The organism is Pseudomonas capsici, assembly GCF_017165765.1.
In the GTDB taxonomy this organism is placed as follows: domain Bacteria; phylum Pseudomonadota; class Gammaproteobacteria; order Pseudomonadales; family Pseudomonadaceae; genus Aquipseudomonas; species Aquipseudomonas capsici.
The window spans coordinates 440,243-461,916 of record NZ_JAFGZD010000001.1 but is presented as its reverse complement, the minus strand read 5'-3'; the positions used below and the strand labels follow the sequence as shown (position 1 = coordinate 461,916).

At 59.8% G+C, this 21,674-nt stretch carries 21 protein-coding genes; 11 read left to right on the top strand and 10 right to left on the bottom strand.

Features of this window, described 5'->3' with window-relative positions; translation table 11 throughout:
* The first annotated feature begins 207 nt into the window (after positions 1–207).
* The 11 genes from JSY17_RS01965 to JSY17_RS01915 all read left to right on the top strand — a co-directional run bounded on the left by JSY17_RS01965 (position 208) and on the right by JSY17_RS01915 (position 11,539).
* Positions 208–1,236, top strand: coding sequence for an ABC transporter ATP-binding protein (locus JSY17_RS01965; RefSeq protein WP_206401264.1), 1,029 nt, complete (start codon positions 208–210; stop codon positions 1,234–1,236).
* Positions 1,233–2,105 carry an ABC transporter permease gene (locus JSY17_RS01960; protein WP_206401263.1) on the top strand — a complete coding sequence of 291 codons (873 nt, stop codon included), beginning with the start codon at positions 1,233–1,235 and terminating at the stop codon, positions 2,103–2,105. Before JSY17_RS01965 ends, JSY17_RS01960 begins: the two co-directional genes overlap by 4 nt.
* Before the next feature lie 3 nt (positions 2,106–2,108).
* Positions 2,109–2,903 carry an ABC transporter permease gene (locus JSY17_RS01955; protein WP_117167690.1) on the top strand — a complete coding sequence of 265 codons (795 nt, stop codon included), beginning with the start codon at positions 2,109–2,111 and terminating at the stop codon, positions 2,901–2,903.
* A 24-nt stretch (positions 2,904–2,927) separates the two neighbouring features.
* Complete coding sequence (locus JSY17_RS01950) at positions 2,928–3,218, top strand: (2Fe-2S)-binding protein (RefSeq protein WP_206401262.1); 291 nt, start codon at positions 2,928–2,930, stop codon at positions 3,216–3,218.
* A complete protein-coding gene (locus tag JSY17_RS01945) occupies positions 3,215–4,594 on the top strand; it encodes an FAD/NAD(P)-dependent oxidoreductase (protein WP_206401261.1) in 1,380 nt (459 codons plus the stop codon). Before JSY17_RS01950 ends, JSY17_RS01945 begins: the two co-directional genes overlap by 4 nt.
* On the top strand, positions 4,591–5,775 hold the full coding sequence (locus tag JSY17_RS01940; protein WP_206401260.1) for an NAD(P)/FAD-dependent oxidoreductase: 1,185 nt from the start codon (positions 4,591–4,593) through the stop codon (positions 5,773–5,775). The genes JSY17_RS01945 and JSY17_RS01940 overlap by 4 nt, the downstream gene beginning before the upstream one ends.
* On the top strand, positions 5,772–6,824 hold the full coding sequence (locus JSY17_RS01935) for an ABC transporter substrate-binding protein (RefSeq protein WP_117180812.1): 1,053 nt from the start codon (positions 5,772–5,774) through the stop codon (positions 6,822–6,824). Before JSY17_RS01940 ends, JSY17_RS01935 begins: the two co-directional genes overlap by 4 nt.
* Before the next feature lie 146 nt (positions 6,825–6,970).
* Complete coding sequence (locus tag JSY17_RS01930) at positions 6,971–8,323, top strand: cation:proton antiporter (protein WP_122371185.1); 1,353 nt, start codon at positions 6,971–6,973, stop codon at positions 8,321–8,323.
* Between the two features lie 89 nt (positions 8,324–8,412).
* Positions 8,413–9,411 carry a GTP 3',8-cyclase MoaA gene (moaA, locus tag JSY17_RS01925; RefSeq protein WP_206401259.1) on the top strand — a complete coding sequence of 333 codons (999 nt, stop codon included), beginning with the start codon at positions 8,413–8,415 and terminating at the stop codon, positions 9,409–9,411.
* A gap of 154 nt (positions 9,412–9,565) precedes the next feature.
* The gene (locus JSY17_RS01920; RefSeq protein WP_117167697.1) at positions 9,566–9,988 is read left to right on the top strand and encodes a PAS domain-containing protein; all 423 of its coding nucleotides are present in this window, start codon (positions 9,566–9,568) and stop codon (positions 9,986–9,988) included.
* A 6-nt stretch (positions 9,989–9,994) separates the two neighbouring features.
* Positions 9,995–11,539, top strand: a complete 1,545-nt coding sequence (locus tag JSY17_RS01915) for a diflavin oxidoreductase (protein ID WP_206401258.1) — start codon at positions 9,995–9,997, stop codon at positions 11,537–11,539.
* Between the two features lie 4 nt (positions 11,540–11,543).
* Here JSY17_RS01915 and JSY17_RS01910 read toward each other — a convergent pair whose 3' ends face one another.
* The 10 genes from JSY17_RS01910 to JSY17_RS01865 all read right to left on the bottom strand — a co-directional run bounded on the left by JSY17_RS01910 (position 11,544) and on the right by JSY17_RS01865 (position 21,586).
* Positions 11,544–12,053, bottom strand: a complete 510-nt coding sequence (locus tag JSY17_RS01910) for a chalcone isomerase family protein (RefSeq protein ID WP_122371189.1) — start codon at positions 12,051–12,053, stop codon at positions 11,544–11,546.
* Between the two features lie 189 nt (positions 12,054–12,242).
* Positions 12,243–12,830 carry a peroxidase-related enzyme gene (locus JSY17_RS01905; protein ID WP_117180817.1) on the bottom strand — a complete coding sequence of 196 codons (588 nt, stop codon included), beginning with the start codon at positions 12,828–12,830 and terminating at the stop codon, positions 12,243–12,245.
* Positions 12,827–13,351 carry a CMD domain-containing protein gene (locus tag JSY17_RS01900; RefSeq protein WP_206401257.1) on the bottom strand — a complete coding sequence of 175 codons (525 nt, stop codon included), beginning with the start codon at positions 13,349–13,351 and terminating at the stop codon, positions 12,827–12,829. The genes JSY17_RS01905 and JSY17_RS01900 overlap by 4 nt, the downstream gene beginning before the upstream one ends.
* A gap of 122 nt (positions 13,352–13,473) precedes the next feature.
* Positions 13,474–15,039: an ABC transporter substrate-binding protein gene (locus tag JSY17_RS01895; protein WP_206401255.1), complete on the bottom strand. Its 1,566-nt coding sequence runs from the start codon at positions 15,037–15,039 to the stop codon at positions 13,474–13,476.
* Between the two features lie 58 nt (positions 15,040–15,097).
* The gene (locus JSY17_RS01890) at positions 15,098–16,105 is read right to left on the bottom strand and encodes an ABC transporter ATP-binding protein (protein WP_206401252.1); all 1,008 of its coding nucleotides are present in this window, start codon (positions 16,103–16,105) and stop codon (positions 15,098–15,100) included.
* On the bottom strand, positions 16,095–17,093 hold the full coding sequence (locus tag JSY17_RS01885; protein ID WP_206401250.1) for an ABC transporter ATP-binding protein: 999 nt from the start codon (positions 17,091–17,093) through the stop codon (positions 16,095–16,097). The genes JSY17_RS01890 and JSY17_RS01885 overlap by 11 nt, the downstream gene beginning before the upstream one ends.
* Positions 17,090–17,995, bottom strand: coding sequence for an ABC transporter permease (locus JSY17_RS01880; RefSeq protein ID WP_206401249.1), 906 nt, complete (start codon positions 17,993–17,995; stop codon positions 17,090–17,092). The genes JSY17_RS01885 and JSY17_RS01880 overlap by 4 nt, the downstream gene beginning before the upstream one ends.
* On the bottom strand, positions 17,992–18,966 hold the full coding sequence (locus JSY17_RS01875; protein ID WP_206401248.1) for an ABC transporter permease: 975 nt from the start codon (positions 18,964–18,966) through the stop codon (positions 17,992–17,994). The genes JSY17_RS01880 and JSY17_RS01875 overlap by 4 nt, the downstream gene beginning before the upstream one ends.
* Positions 18,963–20,423 carry an FAD-dependent oxidoreductase gene (locus tag JSY17_RS01870; protein ID WP_206401247.1) on the bottom strand — a complete coding sequence of 487 codons (1,461 nt, stop codon included), beginning with the start codon at positions 20,421–20,423 and terminating at the stop codon, positions 18,963–18,965. The genes JSY17_RS01875 and JSY17_RS01870 overlap by 4 nt, the downstream gene beginning before the upstream one ends.
* Positions 20,424–20,635: 212 nt before the next feature.
* Positions 20,636–21,586 carry a LysR family transcriptional regulator gene (locus tag JSY17_RS01865; protein WP_117181017.1) on the bottom strand — a complete coding sequence of 317 codons (951 nt, stop codon included), beginning with the start codon at positions 21,584–21,586 and terminating at the stop codon, positions 20,636–20,638.
* Positions 21,587–21,674: the final 88 nt, after the last annotated feature.

Genomic DNA, 21,674 nt, shown 5'->3' with positions numbered 1-21,674 from the left:
ATTCAAAAAAAGATGTTATTCAGTGAAATTCTTCATTGAGTGCATCCTAGCCTTCGTCCTACTCTCAGTCCACAAGGGCGATTTGAACAATCATCGGTAGCCGACACAGAGCGAGCACCACGTCCACGCAACTGCATGATCTCACTTCGCATCTGCCCACGATAAACGCGTGCCTCGGCGCGCACGTAGAACAAGGTGCAAGCAGACATGGCATTTCTCCAGCTTGAAGGACTATCAAAACGCTACGGCTCCATCGATGCCGTTATCGCTACCCACCTGGCAGTAGAAAAAGGCGAGTTCGTTTCACTGCTTGGCCCCTCAGGCTGCGGCAAGACCACCACCCTGCAGATGATCGCGGGCTTTGTCGAAGTCAGCGCCGGAAGCATTGTGCTGGACGGCCGCGATATCACCCACGCCAAGCCCAGCAGCCGAGGCCTGGGCGTGGTGTTCCAGAGCTACGCGCTGTTCCCGCACATGAGCGTTGCCGACAATGTCGCCTTTGGTCTGCGCATGCGCAAAGTGCCCGCGGCGGATATCCAGCGGCGAGTAAGCCGGGTACTGGAACTGGTCCGCCTCAATCAGCATGCCGCTCGCTATCCTCGCGAGCTGTCGGGCGGGCAACGTCAGCGCGTCGCACTGGCCCGGGCGCTGGTCATCGAACCTCCCGTGCTGTTGCTCGATGAACCGCTGTCCAACCTGGACGCCAACCTGCGCGAGGAAATGCAGTTCGAGATTCGGCGCATCCAGAATGAAGTCGGGATCACCACGCTGATGGTCACCCACGATCAGGCCGAAGCGTTGTCCATCAGTGATCGTGTAGTCGTCATGCAGGCCGGGCGTATTACTCAGATCGACGAGCCTTACAAACTCTACGAACACCCACGCACGCGCTTCATTTCCGGCTTCGTCGGCAAGGCCAACATGCTATCTGGGGATCTGGATGAAAGCGGTTTGCCGCAGGTCCGGGTGGCTGCCGGTGAGGGTGCCCTGACCCTGAGCCTGCGCCCGGAAAAGATCGACCTGACAGCCCCCGGCACAGGCCGCCTGCAAGGCCGGATCGTCACCCGTTACTTTCTTGGCAGCCAATGGCTGTACCGCATTGAGACCGGGATTGGCGAACTGACCGTTGTGCGCCGCAACGATGGCCAGCCGCCGCTGCCGGAAGGTTCAGCCGTTGGCATGGACTGGCAGACCGAACTGCTGCGCGTGCTCGATACCGATGAGGTCCGCCCATGAGTCCGCTGAAGGAAATACGTCAGGGCGGGCGTGGCTATTGGCTGTCAGCGCCCGCACTGGCGCTGTTCATCGGCCTGCTGATTCTGCCTCTGGGCTTGACACTGGTGCTGTCGTTCAACGTCTTCGACTACGAAGTCGGGGTCAAAGGCGATAGCTACACACTGGCCAATTACATCGCGGTCCTGACGGACTCTTACTTCTATGAAATCTTTCTGCGCACCTTCTGGATCAGTGCGCTGGTCACCCTGCTCTGCGTGCTGATCGGTGTACCGGAAGCCTACATTCTCAGCCGCATGGGTACGCCCTGGCGCTCAATCTTCCTGATTCTGATCCTCACTCCTCTGCTGATCTCGGTGGTAGTCCGGGCCTTTGGCTGGAGCCTGCTGCTGGGGGCCGACGGTTTGATCAATCAGATGATCCAGGCCATGGGCGGACGCCCGGTCAAGCTGCTCTATACGCCGTTCGCCGTCATTATCGCTCTAGTGCATGTGATGCTGCCGTTCATGATCATTCCGGTCTGGACCTCGCTGCAGAAGCTCGATCCGGCTGCCGAACAGGCCGCTCTGTCGCTGGGCGCAAGCCAGGCCAAAGTCATGCGCCTGGTGGTTTTACCGCAGGTCATGCCAGGCGTGCTGTCCGGGACCCTGATTGTCTTCGGACTGGCCGCCAGTTCCTTCGCGATCCCCGGCCTGCTGGGTGGGCGACGCCTGAAAATGGTCGCCACGGTGATCTACGACCAGTACCTCTCGGAGCTGAACTGGCCCATGGGCGCGACCATTGCGGTGGCGCTGCTACTGGTCAACCTGCTGATCATGCTGTCGTGGAATCGCATGATCGAAGGCCGTTATAAAAAATCCCTGGGGGAATGATCCATGTCCAAGAACGGTCCTCTGGCCCTGTCGTTTCATGCGCTGGTCGTGGTGTTCATGCTCGCGCCACTGGTGGTGGTCTGCCTGGTGGCCTTTACCCCGGAAAACACCCTGAGCCTGCCCACCACTGACTTTTCACTTCGCTGGTTCAAGGCGGTTTTCGAGCGGGCAGACTTCATCGACTCGTTCTATAACAGCCTGATGCTGGCCTTCGTTTCTGCCACGCTGGCCACCCTGATTGCAGTGCCTGCAGCGCTGGCAATCACCCGCCATGAGTTTGCCGGGCGCAACTTCCTCAATGCGCTGTTCCTGTCGCCGATCATCATTCCGCATCTGGTGCTGGGTGTGGCCATGCTGCGACTGTTTGCGCTGCTGGGGGTCAATGGCAGCTTCACCTGGCTGATCCTGGCCCATGTGGTGGTGATCACGCCTTATGTGTTGCGACTGGTGATCGCCGCCGCCATCGGTATCGACCGCAGCGCCGAACAGGCTGCGGAGTCATTGGGTGCAAGCCGCTTCACGCTGTTTCGCCAGATCACCCTGCCGATGATCCTGCCCGGGGTCGCCGGAGGCTGGCTGCTGGCATTCATCAACAGCTTCGACGAAGTGACCCTGTCGATCTTCGTCACCTCACCGGCTACCCAGACCCTGCCGGTGCGCATGTATGTCTACGCCACCGAATCCATCGACCCGATGATGGCCGCCGTCTCGGCGCTGGTCATCGCGCTGACCGCCGCCACCATGATTCTGCTCGACCGAGTCTATGGCCTGGATCGCGTGCTGGTCGGCAAACACTAACCTCAGGCCCGGAGCGCATACTCAATGGCATTGCTGAAACGACTGGTCGAACTCGACCGTCCGGTCCTGTCCTTTACCCTCGATGGCCAACCTGCCAGCGGGTTGCAAGGTGATACCTTGCTGACCGCCGTACTGACGGCGAGCGAGCATCTGCGCGGCAGCGATTTCAGCGCCCAGCCCCGCGCCGGGTTCTGCATGATGGGCGCCTGTCAGGAATGCTGGGTGCGCCTGGAAGGCGGGCAACGGGTCCGGGCCTGTTCGACCTTGCTGCAAGCCGGTCAGATGGTCAGTCGCGAACCGGGGTGTCAGTCATGAGTGCAGACACCGCAACCGAACTTGGAAAGGTTGTCATCATCGGCGCTGGCCCGGCCGGAATCCGGGCCGCGCAAACCCTGGTCGAACATGGTGTAAAACCCTGTCTGATCGACGAAGGCCTGCGCGGTGGCGGGCAGATTTATCGCCGCCAGCCGGAAAACTTCAAGCGTTCGCCCAAGGATCTGTACGGCTTTGAAGCGGGCAAGGCGATTGCAGTGCATAAAGCCATGGACGATCTGGCTGGCAGCATCGACTACCGCGCCCAGACATTGGTCTGGAACGCCGAAAATGGGCGGCTCGATACGCTGAGTCAAGGTCGTGCCGGGCATATCGACTTCTCTCGAGTGATTGTCGCCACCGGTGCAACGGATCGCATCCTTCCCGTTCCGGGCTGGACACTGCCGGGCGTCTACAGCCTGGGCGCAGCACAAATCGCTCTGAAGTATCAGGGCTGCGCCATCGGCGAAAACGTTGTGCTGGCGGGCAGTGGTCCTCTGCTTTATCTGGTGGCCTATCAATACGCAAAAGCAGGTGCCAGCGTCGTGGCCGTGCTCGATAGCGCGCCCTTCTCCGCCCAATGCCGAGCCTTGCCAGCCTTGCTGCATCAACCGGCAACCCTTGCCAAAGGCCTTTATTACCGCTCATGGCTGACAGCTCATGGGATTGCCGTACATCAGGACGCGACGCTGGAGCGTATCGAAGGTGACAAGCGCGTCAGTGGCGTGCGCTGGCAACACAAGGGCCAGCAAAAGCAGTTGGCATGCGACGCCGTGGCCTTTGCCCATGCCTTGCGCAGCGAAACCCAACTGGCGGATATGCTCGGCTGCACATTCGCCTGGAACCCGTTGAACCGGGCCTGGCTGCCGAACCGCGACGATGCGGGACGCAGCAATGTGGCAGGCGTTTATCTGGCGGGCGACGGTGCCGCAATCATGGGCGCCGATGCGGCACAGATGACCGGTGAGCTGGCAGCCCTGAGCCTGCTTGAAGACAGCGGACATCACATCGACCGTAACCGGATTTCAACCCTGCAAAGCAGGCTGCAGAAGATCGAGCGCTTTCGCCAGGGGCTGGAAACGGCCTTCCCGTTCCCTGTCGAGTGGGCCGCCAGAGTGCCCGATGAAACCGTCATCTGTCGCTGCGAAGAAATCAGCGCAGGCGAGATCCGGGTCACAGTGCAAGAAGGCCACTGGGAGATCAATCGGGTCAAGGCCATGTGCAGGGTCGGCATGGGACGTTGCCAGGGCCGCATGTGTGGCATGGCTGCTGCGGAAATCATTGCCCGGGAAAGCCATCGCAGGCTGGACGACATTGGTCGACTGCGCGGCCAGGCACCGATCAAACCCCTGCCGTTCGGCCTGGAGACTGAAACATGAGCCGCCTGATGGAAACCGATGCATTGATCATTGGCGGTGGCATCGTCGGTGCCTCTGCCGCCCTGATGCTGGCACTCAAAGGCAAGCGGGTTGCCTTGCTGGAACGTGATTTCTGCGGCTCGCACTCCAGTGGGGTCAATTACGGTGGCGTCAGACGCCAGGGACGACCCTTGTCCCAACTACCGCTGTCACAGCGGGCCCACCAGATATGGGGCAGCCTGCGCGAACTGATCGGAAATAACGGTGAATACGTGCGTTCCGGGCACCTGAAACTGGCCCGCAACGAACAGGACATGAATGCCTTGCGCGCCTACGAGCAAGCCAGCCGAGCCTTTGGTCTGGGCCTGCAACTGCTTGATCGCGCGCAGTTGCAGGCTCGTTACCCCTGGGCCGGCGATGTCGCGGTCGGTGCTTCACTGTGCCCTGACGACGGGCACGCCAACCCGCGCCTGGTATCGCCGGCCTTCGCCCGTGCGGCGCAGAAGGCCGGCGCGCAGATTTTCGAACAGGCTCAGGTCATCGACGTGGAACATGACGGTCAGGCGTTTATCGTCCGCACTGCCAATGGCCTGCACCTGCGTGCTCCGTGGCTGCTCAATTGCGCCGGCGCATGGGCAGGCACGCTGGCTGCGCAATTCGGTGAGCCGGTGCCCATGTACTCGGGACATCCCGCCATGCTGGTGACCGAACCGCTGCCCATGTTCATGGATGTCAGCACCGGGGTCGAGGGTGGCGGTATCTATGCAAGGCAGGTGGCCAGAGGCAATTGCATTCTGGGCGGAGGTCAGGGATTCGCCCAGGACCCGTTGCGCGCCCGACCCGGGCAGGCAGCGATTCTCGACATCCTGCGCAACGCGGTCGAACTCTATCCGCCACTGGCTGGCGCACACGCCATTCGCACCTGGAGCGGCACCGAAGGCTATCTGCCCGACCGTGAGCCGGTGCTCGGCCCCAGCCTGCGCCAACCCGGCCTGCTGCACGGTTTCGGTTTTGCCGGAGCGGGCTTTCAGATTGGTCCGGCAGCAGGAGAAGCCCTGGCCGAGTGGGTCTGCCAGGGCCGCTCATCGATTTCCATCGACGCCTTTTCGATTGGTCGCTTCCAGACGCCGGAAACGCCAGCCATTACCCCCGTACCTGTCAGCAACGTCATTCCAATACACAGAGGAAGGTCGCCCAAATGAAGATTGCCAAACGTATCGCACTCTCAGGCTTGTCGTGCCTGCCACTCGCCGCCCTGCTCGCTTCATCGGCTGTACAGGCCGAAACGACGCTGTACCTGGGCATGAACGGCGGAACCATGGAGCGCCTGTATGCCGATCATGTACTGCCGGCTTTCGAGAAGGCCAACAACGTCAAGGTTGTGATCGTTCCCGGCACGTCTTCGGACATCCTGGCCAAGGTTCAGGCCAGCAAGGACAATCCGCAGATGCATCTGATGTTCCTTGATGACGGCATCATGTATCGCGCCATTTCCATGGGGTTGTGCGACCCGTTGCAACCCAGCGCACCATTGGCCGAACTGCCGCCTCAGGCCAGAATCAAGGATCAGGCTGCCGCCGTGAGCCTGGGAGTGACAGGCCTTGCCTACAACACCCGCATGTTCAAGGAAAAAGGCTGGAGCGCCCCCACGTCCTGGATGGACCTGGCCGACAGGCGCTTCAAGGACAAGGTTGTGTTCCAGTCCCTGGCTTCCTCGACCTTTGGCCTGCATGGCTTTCTGATGTTCAACCGTATCCAGGGCGGCAACGAAAGCAACGTCGAGCCCGGCTTCAAGGCATGGCCGAAAACCATTGGTCCCAACGTGCTGGAATACATCGCCAGTTCGGCAAAAATCTCCGAGATGGTGCAGACCGACGAGGCGGCTCTCTTTCCCCTGACACCGACCCAGGTCACAGCCCTGAAAATCAAGGGTGTCCCCGTGGAGTACGCACAACCCAGGGAAGGAGCCGTGGTACTGAACGTCGCGGAATGTGCAATTGCCAAAAACAATCAGCCGGAACTGACCCAGAAGCTGGCGGCCTTCCTGCTGACTCCAGAAGCTCAGGCTCCAGCCCTTGAGCTTGGTGACCAGATCCCGTCCAACCCCAATACGCCGACCACGGACAAGACCCGCGACCAGGTCCAGGCCATGAAGAAATACCTGGAAACCGCAGTGACCATCGACTGGGATCAGGTCAACCAGATTCGCCCTGAGTGGAATGCCCGCTGGAGTCGCAGCATAGAACGCTGAAGCCACTGAAGCGGGAGGTGGCTTGCGGCCTCTCGCTTCAGCATCCATTCGCGAATCCCTCCTGCGATTTCCTCAACTAACCCGCCGCCCCACAGTCACAACCATAAGCTCTCCTTCAAGGATTGAGGCTATAGGGTCATGGCGACATGAGTTTCACAATCTGCATGACGGTGCTCGGTGCGCTGTTGATGCTGCTGGCACTGACGTCATCCTTTCTGCGCTGGCTGCCGGTCACGACCTCGGCGGTATGTCTGGCATTCGGCTTCGTGATCGGACCGATGGGGCTGGAGATCCTGAAACTGGACGTTCAGGAGGCCAGACACTGGCTGGAGCGCCTGACCGAGGTCGCGGTGCTGTTTTCGTTGTTCAACACCGGGATCAAGCTGCGTCTGCCGCTGCACAGCAGGGCCTGGCATTCGGCCTATTGGCTGGCCGGGCCGGTGATGCTTGCCACCATTGCTGGCACCTGTCTGGCGGCGCATTACCTGCTCGGCCTGTCATGGGGTCTTTCGCTGTTGCTGGGGGCCATGCTTTCGCCCACCGATCCCGTGCTGGCCGGGCTGGTTCAAGTGACCAATGCCCAGGATCAGGATCGCCTGCGTTTCGGGCTTTCCGGCGAAGCAGGCATGAACGATGGCACGGCGTTCCCGTTCGTGATCTTTGCCTTGCTGTATATGAACAATGGCGGGCTGGAAGCCGGATGGATTCAGCACTGGGCATTGAAGAGTCTGGTCTGGGGTGTGCCGGCCGGCATGTTGATCGGCTATGGCATGGGCCGTGGTGTCGGGCATCTGATGATTTTCCTGCGGATCAGAAACTCGGACAGCACCACCTCCCCCAATGACTTTCTGGCGCTGGCCCTGATTGCCCTGTCTTATATAGCTGCGGAAAGTGCAGGAGCCTTTGGTTTTCTCTCGGTATTCGCGGCCGGGTTCGGCCTGAGGCAGGCGGAAGCGCGTATCACTCAGTCGCACGTTCCCTCGGAGCACATCGCTCAACCGGTGATCGGCCATATGACAGCCAGTCAGGAAAAGGCCACAGTGGCCGAGGCCGAGGACCTGACCGAATCGCAGTTGGCTGCCGGAATCATGATGGGCGATATGCTGGCATTCGGCAGTCTGATCGAACGTTCCATGGAAGTGCTGTTGATTACTCTGCTGGGGGCGGCGCTGGCGTTGTACTGGGACTGGCGGGCCGTTGGTCTTGGCCTGGCCCTGTTCTGCATCATTCGTCCGGCCAGCGTCTGGCTGCTGGTGGGCAGACGCCTGCTGGACCGGCGTCAGAAGGCGCTGGTCAGTTGGTTCGGCATACGTGGAATCGGCAGTCTCTACTACCTGTGTTTTGCCTTGACTCACGGTTTGCCGCAAGATGCAGTCCATACCGCCATAGGGATGACGCTGTCAGTCGTTGCATTGAGTATCCTGCTGCATGGCATTAGCATCCAGCCTCTGCTGGAGCATTACGAACGCCACTCGGCAAGCGCTGGCAAGACGCCATAGATCCAGTCGATCATGTCATCATCACAAGCGATTGGACTGCGGCAATAGGACTCAGCAAGCTTACGGCTACAGCATATTGAGAAGGTGAGATGTCAGATCCCGTCCTGATGGACCGTTTTGCACGCAAGGTCGATTATCTGCGCATGTCGGTAACCGACCGGTGCGATTTTCGTTGCGTGTACTGCATGGCCGAAGAGATGACATTCCTGCCTCGCCAGCAGATCCTGTCCCTGGAAGAAATCCATCAGGTTGCCGAACGCTTCGTTGCCCTGGGCACCCGCAAGATCCGTCTGACCGGTGGCGAACCGCTGGTGCGTGCCGGTATTGTCGACCTGTGCAAGCGCATCGCCGCCCTGCCCGGCCTGCGGGAACTGTGCATGACCACCAATGGCTCGCAACTGGACAAACTGGCCAGGCCGCTGTTCGACGCCGGGGTGACGCGCCTCAACATCAGTCTCGACAGTCTGGACCCGCAACGTTTCCGGGAAATGACACGCACCGGCGATCTGAACAAGGTCATTGCCGGCATCGACGCCGCCAATGCTGCCGGCTTCACCCACACCAAGCTCAATTGCGTGGTGATGCAAGGCCGCAACGATCATGAGATCAACGACCTGCTGGCCTTTGCCATCGACCGCAAGCTGGACGTTTCCTTTATCGAGGAAATGCCCCTGGGCATCATCAGCGAACACAGCCGCGCCGAGTCGTTCTATTCCAGCGATCAGGTGCGCGAGCGCATCGCCGAACGCTACACACTGGTGTCGTCCACCGACTCGACCCAAGGCCCGTCGCGCTACTGGCGCCTGGCCGAAGCCCCTGACATTCGCATCGGCTTCATTTCCCCGCATAGTCATAACTTCTGCGGCACCTGCAACCGCGTGCGCCTGACAGTTGAAGGGCGGTTGCTGTTGTGCCTGGGCAATGAGCATTCGGTTGACCTCAAGGCCGTGCTGCGAGCCAACCCCGGCCAGCCCCACAAGCTGGAAAAGGCCATAATCGATGCCATGCAGCTCAAGCCCTGGAGCCATAACTTCACGCTCGATGACAGCGTGCAGGTGGTGCGCTTCATGAACATGACAGGTGGCTAGTCAATAAGACTACCGCTGTCATTTTGACTCCACACAGCAACAGGTCATAAAGACACAAGCCCGATAGAACCCCCGGTTTTATTGGGCTTTTTGTTTGGCATGGAAGTTGAAATACCAGAGGAAAGATCACCACTCTCTCTTCTGGAGACTCACGATGCAAAGCCCGATCAACACCAAGGTTCTGGATGCTCTCGACAAGGTCATGGTCATTTCCACCACCGACCTGCAAGGCAATATCACTTACGTCAACGATCTGTTCTGCAAGCTGACAGGCTACGAGCGTGAAGAGCTGGTCGGTCAGCCCCACAGCATCGTGCGCCACCCCGCCGTCCCGAAAAGCACCTACAAAGCCATGTGGGACACCATCAAGAAAGGCGAAATCTGGACCGGCGTCATTCCCAACGTCGCCAAGACCGGCGGCCTGTATGTGGTCGATACCACCGTGCAACCGGTGTTCGACGAGCAAGGCAACATTATCGAGTACATCAGCATCCGCCGCGTCATCAACGACCTGATGGGCGACTTCGAGGCGCTGGAGTTCTCCAAGGAACAGTTCGACGAATACTACGACCGGTAATCAGCCATGAACGTCGAACGAGTCTTTATCGGTTACGGCTCCGAATCGGGCAATGCCCGCGGGCTGGCGCAGCGTCTGGAGTCATTGCCCTGTCTGCAAGGCCATGAGCCACAAGTCCGGGAACTCAACAGCCTGGACCTGGCGCAGATGACCTCACGCGACCTGCTGCTGATCGTCTCGAGCTCGTTCGGCGACGGAGAACCGCCGGCCAACGCCGAGCGGTTCCTTGAGCAGGCGACCCAGGCCAGCGATCTTGCCGGTCTGCGCTACGCCATCTTCGGACTGGGCGACACCGCCTACCCGACCTTCTGTGGATTTACCAAGACACTGGACACTCTTCTGTCGAGCAGGAACGCAACGTCGACGATCAACCGGGTCGATGCGGATGCCGATTTCGAGGGGTTCTTTGCGACCTGGTCCAGTGTTCTCGAGCGGGTGCTGCAGGGCGACAGCCAGGCAGGCAGCGCCTTGCATCTGCAAGTTGTCGCCTACGGCGAAAATGCAGCTTATCCGGCCAGAATCACCGAGCAGCGTCACCTGAATCAGACAGCGCCTTATGCGCACCACATCAGGTTCGATATCCGGGGCAGCGGCATCAATTACCGTGCCGGAGACAATCTGTACGTGCTGGCCGAAAACGCGCCCGAACAGCTTGACGCCCTTGCCCGCTGGTTCGATGACCAACAGGCATGCGAATGGCTGGCAGGCAAGGAATTGCGTCAGATCGGCAAACAGGCCTTGAGAGATATCGCCAAGGCGAGCGGTAACGAAGCGCTGAAAACCCTGCTGAAAATCAGCAACCGCAGGCAACTGGAAGACTACCTGCACGGCAGGGACATTCTGGATGTGCTCGATGACTTCTGCGAGCCCGGCTGTTTCACCGCCAGGGAACTTGCCCAGTGGCTGCCCGACAATTTACCCAGAGCCTATTCGATTGCTTCTCACGGCAATCCCGATTACGTGGACCTGTGCATCAGGGAGGTGGCTTACAGCCTCGCTGGTCGTGAGCGAAAAGGAACCGCCACCGGCTTTCTCACCGGGCAACCCAAGGCCGTGAATATCTTTGTGCGCAGCAACCCTCGCTTTCATCTGCCGGATGGAGTGAGCCATCCCTTGATCATGATCGGCACCGGGACAGGCATCGCGCCCCTGATCGGCTTGCTGGAGCAGCTGGAAAACCAGAACACAATCCCGAAAACCTGCCTGGTTTTCGGCGACCGGCATCAGGCTTCGGATTTTCTCTACAAGGAGCGGATCGAACACTGGCAGGCTCAAGGTGTGCTGGATCAGGTGCTCACGGCCTTCTCACGTGACAATGAAGTCCGCTACTACGTACAGGATGCCCTGAGAGAGCATGGCCATGTCATCTGGGATTTACTGAGCCAGGGCGCGCATGTGTATCTGTGTGGCAACAAGGCCAATCTGGAGCGTTCCATCGATGAAGCACTGGTCAGCATTGCTCGCTCGGCAGGTCGTCTCGATATCGAAACAGCCGAAGCGTTTGTCAGGCAACTGGTCAATCAGGGGCGCATTCACAAGGAGCTTTACTGAGCCCTCATTTACCCAGCAGTTGCTCACGCAGATCGGGGTTACGGGTCTTGGGGTCCAGCCAGATGGCAAAGAACGCTTTGGCGAATTCGCTATCCTGGACCACATGCTGCAGCCTGGGGCCGACATAGAAGCGAGCTTCACGTCCCGGCAGGTAAACCCCGGTGATTTTCATGCCCGGCTGGACATCGACGAAAGACTGCTGCATCTGCTGACGCCACACGGACAATTGCTGATCGCTGACGGCAGATCCGGAAATACGCTGGATTTCATCGATGCTGGCCTCGACCAGGTCTTCCCGGTCGATGGCACGATGATAAGTGAGTTCCAGCGCCATGGGGGCATCTGCCACAAACGGCTTTGCCGGACTCCACAGACGAGCCGAATAGATGCGGAATCCAAACAGACTGAGGTCGCCGGAACCGACGACACGAGAATCGGGCAATGCTTCACGCCAATCGGCAAATGCGCTGCCGCTGAGCATAAGCACCAGCCACAACCAGCGCGGCGCGATCATGTGAAGCCTCTGTGGTGCCTGGGGGCCGAAGCCCACAGGTAGAAAGACAGGAAGAGCCAGCGGTGTGGTCTATACCGTAAAACGGCAATGTCAGCGCCATACCGGCTGGCTCTGCTGTAAAAGCTATACTACAGCGGTAATTTTGTACAACACTCGGACAATATTTTTTATCAGAAATGAAACAATTTTTCACACAGCAGGATAAACCGGCTCCCCCAGGTTGAGCATCAACCGGTTGGCCCAGGCAAAAATGGAGATGGCGTGGATCAGATCCAGCACCTGTCCATCGTCGAGCCCCTGCTCACGCAACGGTCTGATATGTTCGGCACCCAGGGCGGCCGGGTCCAGTGTCAGATCAATGGCAAAGCGAACAATGGCCTTTTCCCGTTCGGTAGTGCCCGCTGTCTGTGGATCGGCAAATATCTGCGCAATCACCTCATTGCGCTTGGCCAATTGCTCGAAACGCTGGGCATGCACGGAAGCACAATACACACACTGATTGATTCTAGACACCACGGTACTGGCCAGTTCCCGTTCCGCCCGGGACAAACCGCCCGGTGCATACATGATCGCGTTGAACGCAACGGAACGCTGACGCAGGATCTGTGGCTGGTGAACCAGCGTCAGGTAGTAATCCGACGTCTTGGCCTGCGGATGGCTTTCTTCCAGCACCGCCAGTTGCTCCGGCGTGGCGCTGTCCAGTTGCACGGCAGGCAACCAGGCCTTCCAGCCCAATACTTCGTTGGTAAAACCGTTACTGCGAATGGGCTCACTCATTGTGCTTCTCCCAAAGCCGACAAGGCCCCAAGGCCGGCTGCCAGACGTACCTGATAAGACAGAAACGCAATCAACTGCGCCAGCACCACGATTTCAGAGGACGAGAGGCCTGCGGCCTGCAAGACCTGCACGGCGGCACGATCGCCTTCGACCGGTGATTCGATCAGGGTGCGGGTGAAACCCAGAATCGCTGACAGGCGCGCATCGCTCAGCGTTTCAAGAGCACTGGAATCAATCGCGGCCACCAGTACCGGATCGACATCCAGCGCCTGCAACTGCTCCAGGTAGTAACCCTTCAGCAAGGCGTTTGGTGTCAGATGGCTGGCGTAATACGCCACCAGCAAACGCTCGGCGAGGGACAGATTGTCTTGCAGCGCCGGGTCGAAAAACAGCTCATGACTGCCCTGAGTCGCAGCCACGACTTTGTCGCGGGCATGGCGCACCTTGTACAGACCGGTTTCAGGCCCAATGCCCAGCAGGGTATCCAGGACATCGAGGCCTGGCTCTATGGTTGAGGTCATATTCAATCCCATCAAACAAAATGCAGCTTCATGAATGACTGCCTTCCCGGATAAATCCGGTCCTACATACTTGTTACTTGTGTGAGGGGCCTTGGCGCTGTCGCGGTCAAGGCCCCTCTATCTCAAGGCTGTTCGGTCACCATGCTCGCGGCTGTCCGGTCACTGACCAGTGGCTCCACTTTCAGGCCTTTGCGCGCCGCCCAGATGTTCTGGTAATGGAACAGCGGAATGATGCCGACATCGTCGGCCACAACCTTGGCAGACTGCTCCAGGATCGCCCGGCGCCTGGTATCGTCGAACTCGGAGGTGGCATCGACCAGCGCCTGATCCACCAGCGGGTTGCTGTAATGGCCCCAGTTGGATGCACCGCGACCTTTGACGCTGTCCACCGTGGTCAGGATGTTGGTCAGCGCATAGGCGGCTTCGCCAGTACCGTTGCCCCAGGCAACCACGCTGATCGCAAATTCATTCTTGTTGGCCTTGCCTGCGTAAACGGCCCATGGCAGTACTTCCAGTTGCACCTTGACGCCAATGCGCGACCAGAACTGCGCCACGGCCTGCATGGTTTCCGGCGCTTGCGGGTAACGGTCGCCCGGTACGTGTACGGTCAACTGGAAGCCTTCCGGGAAGCCCGCCTGAGCCAGCAGTTCCTTGGCCTGTTTCGGGTCATAAGGGATGTTCTTCAGCTCAGGGTTGTAGCCGAAGGTCTTGGCCGGCATCCACTGATTGGCCTCGGTCACCGTGCCCTGCATGATGCGCTCGACAATCGCCTGGCGGTTGATGGCCAGGTTCAAGGCCTTGCGTACCCGCACATCACGCAACGGGTTCTCGGGCAGCGGCTTGCCGGCATTGTCACGAATGAACTCGTTGGGGCCTTCCCGGAAGCTTGGCTGAATCAGCAAGGCACGCAGGCCCGGATAGGCGAAGACACTGACATTCGGGCTTTTCTTCAGGCGCTCCACATCGGTCGGCGACACCTTGTCGATCACGTCCACGTCACCGGCCAGCAAAGCCGCGGTGCGGCTCGCGGCGTTGGAGATGAAGCGATAATCCACGGTATCCCACAGAGGTTTCGGCCCCCAGTAGCCGGTATTGCGTTCGAAGATCGTGCGGTCGCCCGGTACGAAGGACACAAAGCGATAAGGTCCGGTGCCGACCATCGCCTTGCCGCTGTTGTAGTCGGCACTTTGCGCCTCGGCACCCACGTGGCGGCTGACGATATAGATCGAATCCACGTCCGGCAGCAGGTTGGCATTGGGGGTGATGGTCTTGATGATCAGGGTGTGATCGTCCTTGGCGGTGACCGACTCCACCGTGCGCATGGCCCCCGCATAGGACGCCACGCTGCCCGGCACCTTGCGGGCGCGCTCGAAGGAGAACACGAAGTCATCGGCAGTCAGGGGCTTGCCGTCCTGCCATTTGACGTCCTTGCGCAGGTTGAACTCCCAGGTCTTGTCGTCCAGGACTTTCCAGCTTTGCGCCAGACCCGGCAGGGTCTTGTCGTCACGCCGATTGACCAGCGACTCGAAGGCATGCAGAGCAACCGAGCGGTCACCGGCATAGTTGTTCAATTGCGGGTCAAGCGAGGAGACCGGATCGGCATAACCGATAAGCAGGCTCTGCGCCGCTGCGCTGCCGGCGGCCAGAATCAGGGCCGAGGCCAACAGTGAACGGACAAGTGGTTTCATGGGCTATTCCTTGTGCGTAATGGCAATGAGCGCCAGCCATTGCGGCGCTCGTTCGGTGCTATTCATTGAGGTGACAGGCGCTCAGGTGGCCGGGTGCGACCTCCCTGAGCGTTGGAACTTCCTCGCGGCAGCGCGCCGTGGCATGCGGACAGCGAGGATGGAAATGACACCCGGCAGGCGGGTTCAGCGGGCTGGGGATTTCCCCTTTTATCGCGTCATAACGGGCACTGCGGACATCGAAGCGCGGAATCTGTGCCAGCAGGGCCTGGGTATAGGGATGATTGGCTCGTGCAAACAGGTCATCGACACTGGCACTCTCCACCACCCGTCCCAGATACATCACCACCACGCGGTCACAGAGGTGTTCAACCACGCCGAGATCGTGACTGATGAACAGATAGGTCAGCCCCAGCTCATCGCGCAGGTCCATGAACAGGTTGAGGATCTGCGCCTGAATCGACACGTCCAGCGCCGCCACCGACTCGTCGCACACCAGAAGCTGCGGCTGTACCGCCAATGCCCGGGCAATGCCGATGCGCTGACGCTGGCCGCCGCTGAACTGATGCGGATAACGCTGGCGCAGTTGTGGACTCAGCCCGGCACGCTGCAATTGGGCGCTGACATAATCGTCGAACCCGGCCTTGTCGGTCAGGCCATGCAGCAAGGCGCCCTCCCCGACAATCCGGTCGACCCGCAGGCGCGGATTGAGGCTGGAAGACGGGTCCTGGAAAATCATCTGGATCTTCAACCGCGCCGCCAGACGCTCTTCGGCCGTCAGGTCCTCAAGACGCTTGCCATCGATGCAGGCTGTCCCCGAAGACACCGGCAACAACCCGGCGACCATGCGGCCCAGCGTTGACTTGCCGCAACCGGACTCACCCACCAGCCCCACGACTTCGCCACGGTTGATCCGCAAGTCGACCCGATCCACCGCATGTGTCACGGCTGATGGCCTGGACCACTTCATGCGTTGCAGCCACTGACTCAAGGTGCTGTCGTTATTGCGCTTACCGAAGGTTTTACTGACCTGGCTCAATTCGACGATGGGCGTCTGGTTAATACTCATCGGCAGCTCCCGGGTGAAAACAACGGACCAGACGACCCGCTTCGATTTCGCGACTTTGTGGCTCCTGCTCGCACTGACTGCTCGCTCGTGAGCAACGTGCAGCAAAGGCGCATCCGGCAGGCATGGACAACAGATCCGGCGCCATGCCGGGAATCTGCCGCAGACGCTGGCCGCGCTTGTTACGACTTGGAAGGCTGTCGATCAGGCCCTGGGTATAAGGATGCTGCGGACGGTCAAGCACCGCCGATACCGGTCCTTGCTCGACAATACGCCCGGCGTACATCACCGCGATGTCATCGGCCAGACCGGCCACCACCGACAGGTCATGGGTAATCCAGATCAGGGAGGTTCCTTGCTGACGCACAAGCTTTTGCACTTCGCTGAGAATCTGCGCCTGAATGGTTACATCCAGCGCTGTGGTCGGCTCGTCGGCGATAATCAGGTCCGGTGCGTGCAACAGCGCAATGGCGATCGCCACTCGCTGGCGCATGCCGCCGGAAAGCTGATGCGGATAGGCACTCAGACGCTCGTCCGGGCTGGGAATCCCCATCAGCGCCAGGGTATCGCTGGCATGCTGCCGCGCCTCGCGTCGCCCCAGGGAGCGATGGGCCTGCACGGCTTCGATCATTTGCGTGTCGATGCGCAGGACCGGATTGAGGGTCATCATCGGGTCCTGAAAGATCATCGCAATGCGATTGCCCTGCAGGCTGCGCAACTGCGAAGCGCTCAGCTTCGTCAGGTCGCGCCCTTGAAACACCACCTCACCACCGCTGATACGTCCCGGCGCATCGACCAGCCCGAGAATGGAGAAACCGGTCACCGACTTGCCGGAACCCGACTCGCCCACCAGCCCGAGAATCCGCCCCGGTTGCAGGCGCAGGGAAACATCGCGAACAGCAGGCAGGACACCCGCCCGGGTATCGAACGACGTACAGAGGTTGCGCACATCCAGAGTCGGTTGTGCCAGGGAAACTTCGGGCACGCTCATCGTTGCAACCTCGGGTTCAGGACATCACGCAGACGGTCACCCACCAGATTGATGGCCACAATGGTGATCAACAGCGCCAGCCCCGGAAAGAAACTGATCCAGTATTCGTTGCTGAGCATGTACTGGAAGCCGTTGGCAATCAGCAGCCCCAGCGATGGTTCGGTAATCGGTACACCCAGCCCGAGAAACGACAGGGTCGCCTCCAGCGTGATGCCCCTGGCAATCTGCAAGGCACCGATCACGATCAGCGGCGGCAGGCAATTGGGCAGGATATGTCGCACGACGATCCGCCATGAACCTATCCCCTGCCCCTTGGCCGCATCGACGTACTCGCGACGGCTTTCGGTCAAGGCCTGGCCCCGTGCAGTACGGGCGTAATAGGCCCATTCGAGCAGCACCAGCGTCAGCATCACATTGCCGACGCCCTTGCCCAGCCAGGCCAGAATCATCAACGCCATGAGGATCACCGGGAAAGACAGCAGCAGATCCACCAGACGCATCAGCAAGGCATCGAGCCATCCCCCGACATAGGCCGACAGCAAGCCCAGCAATGTGCCGACGGCAGCGGCAATCAGTGCAGAACCGATCCCGACCCACAGGCTGATACGCAACCCGTAGATAATGGCCGACAGCAGATCCCGCCCTTGTCCGTCGGTGCCCAGCCAATAGGTGTAACCACCGTCGAGGTTTTCACTGCCCGGTGGCAGGCGCGCATCCAGCACATTGAGCTGCATCAGGTCATAGGGATTCTGAAACGCTATCCAGGGTGCCAGCACCGCCATCAGCATGATCAGCAACAGCACCAGCAGACCGAACATGGCCGTATAGGAGCGGGAAAATTCCACAGCACCCAGATGCCATGGCGATTGCACTTGCAGGCGTGCCACCTGTACCTGACTCATCGGCCAGCCTCGATGCGCACACGCGGATCAAGCAGGTAATACAACGCATCGACGATCAGATTGAGCACCACGAAGATCACGACCACCACCATCAGATAAGCCACGACAACCGGGCGATCCAGCATATTGATGCTGTCCAGGATCAGCTTTCCGGCACCCGGCCAGGCAAAGATACTTTCGGTCACCACGGCATAGGCGATGGTCGACCCCAACTCCATTGCCAGCACCGTCACCAGCGGGATCATGGTGTTGCGCATCACGTGCATGCACATTACCCGCATCGGCGACAGGCCCTTGGCACGGGCAAACTTGACGAACTCCTGCGGCAAGACTTCCCGCACGCCGGCACGGGTCAGACGCAGCACCAGAGATATCTTGAACAGCGCCAGATTGAGCGCCGGCAGAATCAGGTGTTGCAGGCCATCGAGCGTCAGGAACGACCATTGCACGCCGAGAAACTCGCGAGTCTCCCCGCGCCCGCTGGCTGGCAGCCAGCCCAGATGGATCGAGAACAGCATGATCATCATCAGCGCCACCCAGAACGCTGGCAGCGAGAAGCCCACAATGCTGGTGGCCATCATCACCCGCGATACCGGGTGATCGGGATAGGTGCCCGCAAACATGCCCAGCGGCACACCCAGCAACACCGCCAGGAACAAGGCACAGAACGCCAGTTCGAACGTGGCAGGCAGGCGTTGCAGGATCAGGCGCATGGCGTCTTCGTGATAGACAAAGCTCTGACCGAGATTGCCGCTTGCCGAACCCTTGAGGAACAGCAGATATTGCTGCCACAGCGGCTTGTCCAGCCCAAGGTGCGCGATGGCCGCCAGGCGCTCGGCCTGATTCAGGTCCTCACCCACCAGAATATCCATCGGATTGCCGATGGCATTCAGGCCGATGAACACCACCAGTGTCATCAGCAACACGACCAGCAGCGACTGCACCAGACGCCGCACAGCCCAGCCGATCATTCGAGCAACTCTTGGGCTGTGGGCGCACCGGCCACCCATTCGTCACCCAGCAATTCGGGCTCGTCGTAACTTTGCATGGCGGCAAAATGCAAATCGATGTCCTCGTTGAATAACTGCCCTGCCAGACCATGGGCCAGACGCTTGGCACCTTCGCTGATAGCCGGAATATCCCCGGATACCGCCCCGTAACTCAGGGCTGCCGGGTAATTGAAGCAGTGAATCTTCTCGATCCCCGGACACGCGCCCGGGGTTTTCTGCTGAAACTCGAAACAGGTCCCCAGATCCGGCAAGGAACCCAGTTCGGCATCGAACTCATCCTCGGGCGCCTCGAAGCGGTCGCTCCAGACCTGAATGTGTCTGGCGAAAGAAGAGAACTCGGGACGCAGCTTGAAGTCGGTTCGAAAACCTGTGGCGAACACCAGAAAGTCGTACTCCAGCCTCGCATTGGGCGTATGCACCACCAGCGTGCCGGACTCGTTCTGCCGGACCGAAACAATCGGGCTGTTGAGCAGAAATCGCGAGTCAGGAGAACGGGAAACACGCTGTGTGCTGCCACGAGGCGGCGGCACTTGCTGAGCATTGAGGTAGCGGCGGATGCGCCATTTCCAGCTGTCCGGCAAACGCCAGTAACCGTGGGTCATCCCCGGATTGCCCGCGCCCTTGCCCTTGTTGATACGTGGCAACTCTGCACGGCGGATCAGCAGATCAACCTTCTGCGCGCCCGCCTCCAGCGCCGTGGCGGCACTGTCCATGGCCGAAGCACCACCACCGATCACGGCCACCCGCTTGCCGACAAACCAGTCATCCTGCAAACCATCGGCCGAGTGCGCCCATACATGACGAGGCAGCTCATGAGCAAAATCCGGCACCCAGGGGCCTCCCAGGCCATCACGCCCGGTCGCCAGCACCACATGCCGGGCCACATAGTGCCGATTGTGGCCAGGACTGACGATATCCAGTTCGACCAGACCATCGGCGCGAGGCTGAACCCGGCTGACGCGGTGCTCATTGCGCACATCCAGATCCAGCACCTTGCGATACCAGCGCAGGTAATCCGCCCATTGCAGACGCGGAATCTTGTCCAGCGCATTCCAGGCCTCAAGCCCGAACTGTGCCTCGAACCAGGCGCGGAATGTCAGGGCCGGCAAACCCAGCGCCGGACCGGTCAGTTGCTTGGGCGAACGCAGGGTTTCCATGCGCGCCGTGGTCGCCCACGGGCCTTCGAAACCGGTTGGGGACTGATCGAAAATCGTCGTCATCACACCCAGATGACGCAGCTCGGCCGCCAGTGCCAGCCCGGCCATTCCGCCACCGATGATCGCGACATCCAGTACCGGGGCATCCTCATGCAAACGCGGCTTGACCCAGGGTGAGGCTGGCAGATCCAGCCACTCCAGATCCTGCTTGAGACGGGCCTGCAAGGCGGCAAGGCCAATCGGTGCGTTTGTATCGGACATTTTCAGTACTCGTGCTGAAGATCATGGATAGAGCGAATCCATACAAAAAACGCTCCAAACTCACAATTATTGAATTCATGAGGCTTATGAATTCAAAAAACGAATACTAAAAGCTGATATTTATTACTACAACGGCAAAAAATGAATATTGATATAGCTTAAAACGATAAGAAATCAAAAAGGCAGATAAGCCCGACGCTCGCGGCATGGCCTCAACCGGCGTAAATGCTCTGTAACAGGGCGTCATGCTCGCCTGGAGCATGCATGATCACCGAAGGCAGCAAGGCCTGAGCCGATGCAGCAAGCTCCGTCACCAGCGCCTGTGCCACATCGGACAACGGGCTGGCGAACGCCGAAACCAGACCGAAAAAGAACGGGATATTGCATTCCATCGGTCGCACGACCACGCCTTCTACAGGCACGCCCAGCGCAGTGAAAGGATCGACCAGCGCCACACCCAGCCCCACCCGCGCCATCTGCATGGCAATCAGCGAAGTATTGGTATCGAGCATGTGCGGCACAGCACCGCCGATATCCTGAAAAGCCTTGTCGATACGGCGTCGAAAACGATACGGATTGGACATGGTAATCAGCGTCTGACTGGCCAGCACCTGCATCGGTAAGACATCGAACCGCGCCAGAGGAGAATCCGCAGCCAGCACCGCCACACAAGGCGACTCACCGATCCAGTGAATATCCAGTCCGCGATGCTCCAGCGGCAGACTGACTGCGCCCAGATCCATGGTCTTGGAAAGCACCGCCTGCACGACGTTTTCAGGGGACATGCTGTGCAACTGGATATGCTGCGGGCGCAGATCCTCCGGCAAACGGGACAAGGCCAGCGGCAAAAGCCCCGCCGCCAGTGCCGGTATCGCCACCAACTTGATCTGCCGGTTCTCGTCCAGCGCAATATGCTGCGCGCGCTGGCGGATATTGCGAATACCCAGCAGCGCACTCTCCACCTCGGCGTACATCATGAACGCCTTCTGCGAGGGCGTGACCTTAGGGCCACTGCGCTCGAACAAGGCAAAACCCAGTTCCTGCTCCAGCTCCTGGATGGCACGCGTCACCGAAGGCTGCGAACGCCCCAGCATCTTTCCCGCCGCCGTCACACTACCCGCCGACATGACAGCCGCAAAAGCCTCGAGTTGCCGCAGATCCATATGCACGCCTTGAATCAATGAAGTGGAAACGTCCATCAGGCGAAGCCTGCGATGAACAAACGGCAGGCAGTCTACACGCAGACAGGGC

Excerpts from the sequence above, each read along its gene's own strand:
- JSY17_RS01965 (WP_206401264.1), top strand. The coding sequence starts at position 208 with ATGGCATTTCTCCAGCTTGAAGGACTATCAAAACGCTACGGCTCCATC.
- JSY17_RS01960 (WP_206401263.1), top strand. The coding sequence starts at position 1,233 with ATGAGTCCGCTGAAGGAAATACGTCAGGGCGGGCGTGGCTATTGGCTG.
- JSY17_RS01955 (WP_117167690.1), top strand. The coding sequence starts at position 2,109 with ATGTCCAAGAACGGTCCTCTGGCCCTGTCGTTTCATGCGCTGGTCGTG.
- JSY17_RS01950 (WP_206401262.1), top strand. The coding sequence starts at position 2,928 with ATGGCATTGCTGAAACGACTGGTCGAACTCGACCGTCCGGTCCTGTCC.
- JSY17_RS01945 (WP_206401261.1), top strand. The coding sequence starts at position 3,215 with ATGAGTGCAGACACCGCAACCGAACTTGGAAAGGTTGTCATCATCGGC.
- JSY17_RS01940 (WP_206401260.1), top strand. The coding sequence starts at position 4,591 with ATGAGCCGCCTGATGGAAACCGATGCATTGATCATTGGCGGTGGCATC.
- JSY17_RS01935 (WP_117180812.1), top strand. The coding sequence starts at position 5,772 with ATGAAGATTGCCAAACGTATCGCACTCTCAGGCTTGTCGTGCCTGCCA.
- JSY17_RS01930 (WP_122371185.1), top strand. The coding sequence starts at position 6,971 with ATGAGTTTCACAATCTGCATGACGGTGCTCGGTGCGCTGTTGATGCTG.
- moaA (WP_206401259.1), top strand. The coding sequence starts at position 8,413 with ATGTCAGATCCCGTCCTGATGGACCGTTTTGCACGCAAGGTCGATTAT.
- JSY17_RS01920 (WP_117167697.1), top strand. The coding sequence starts at position 9,566 with ATGCAAAGCCCGATCAACACCAAGGTTCTGGATGCTCTCGACAAGGTC.
- JSY17_RS01915 (WP_206401258.1), top strand. The coding sequence starts at position 9,995 with ATGAACGTCGAACGAGTCTTTATCGGTTACGGCTCCGAATCGGGCAAT.
- JSY17_RS01910 (WP_122371189.1), bottom strand. The coding sequence starts at position 12,053 with ATGATCGCGCCGCGCTGGTTGTGGCTGGTGCTTATGCTCAGCGGCAGC.
- JSY17_RS01905 (WP_117180817.1), bottom strand. The coding sequence starts at position 12,830 with ATGAGTGAGCCCATTCGCAGTAACGGTTTTACCAACGAAGTATTGGGC.
- JSY17_RS01900 (WP_206401257.1), bottom strand. The coding sequence starts at position 13,351 with ATGACCTCAACCATAGAGCCAGGCCTCGATGTCCTGGATACCCTGCTG.
- JSY17_RS01895 (WP_206401255.1), bottom strand. The coding sequence starts at position 15,039 with ATGAAACCACTTGTCCGTTCACTGTTGGCCTCGGCCCTGATTCTGGCC.
- JSY17_RS01890 (WP_206401252.1), bottom strand. The coding sequence starts at position 16,105 with ATGAGTATTAACCAGACGCCCATCGTCGAATTGAGCCAGGTCAGTAAA.
- JSY17_RS01885 (WP_206401250.1), bottom strand. The coding sequence starts at position 17,093 with ATGAGCGTGCCCGAAGTTTCCCTGGCACAACCGACTCTGGATGTGCGC.
- JSY17_RS01880 (WP_206401249.1), bottom strand. The coding sequence starts at position 17,995 with ATGAGTCAGGTACAGGTGGCACGCCTGCAAGTGCAATCGCCATGGCAT.
- JSY17_RS01875 (WP_206401248.1), bottom strand. The coding sequence starts at position 18,966 with ATGATCGGCTGGGCTGTGCGGCGTCTGGTGCAGTCGCTGCTGGTCGTG.
- JSY17_RS01870 (WP_206401247.1), bottom strand. The coding sequence starts at position 20,423 with ATGTCCGATACAAACGCACCGATTGGCCTTGCCGCCTTGCAGGCCCGT.
- JSY17_RS01865 (WP_117181017.1), bottom strand. The coding sequence starts at position 21,586 with ATGGATCTGCGGCAACTCGAGGCTTTTGCGGCTGTCATGTCGGCGGGT.